Raw genomic sequence first — 613 nt, forward strand, 5'->3', positions numbered from 1 at the left:
CTGAGAGAATTTGTACTATGTTTTCACGATTAATTTAAGTTTTTATAGGTATTACCCTTCAGACAAAAGCTTTACGTACCCAGGTGATATATCTTGATCAATATAAGCCATACCCAGCTTATTTAGATATTCATTACGATCAGCTTTCATTAGGTTTATATCTAACGCGCCCGCCTCATTATCTTGATAAAGTGCAGCCAAAAACGCCATATAATGCTCTCCCTCCTTTACCATCAAAAGACTTGCAGCGCCAACATCCGGCCTAACTTTAGAAAGCAGATCACCTGGCAGCTTAACTTCGTAAACAACTGGCGACTCATCACCCTCGACTCGCACACTACGACTTCTAACCGCCTGCTGAGCCCAATAAAACGCAAGCTCCTTACTCTGTGTTAGGAATACCGGATCATGTGTCTCGGTGTAGTTATTACCAATCGTTGCCATAGTCTTCTTAGCAGCCTGATTCATAACCTTATCACCCGAACGCTTAAGCCCCGCACCATTAATAGAGGTAACCAGCGCAGACGAAGTACCGTGGTACCACACATCGCCGCTCGCGAAGCCATCTTTGCCGAGAAGGTCTTTAGCATCTTGCAGATAGGAAGGAGTGTCA

At 44.4% G+C, this 613-nt stretch carries 1 protein-coding gene; it reads right to left on the reverse strand.

Annotated elements, in window-relative coordinates:
- Positions 1-51: 51 nt before the first annotated feature.
- On the reverse strand, positions 52-613 hold a 562-nt coding region (locus tag A3756_RS27165), incomplete at its 5' end, for a hypothetical protein (protein WP_068552935.1).

It is taken from the genome of Oleiphilus sp. HI0086 (assembly GCF_001635225.1).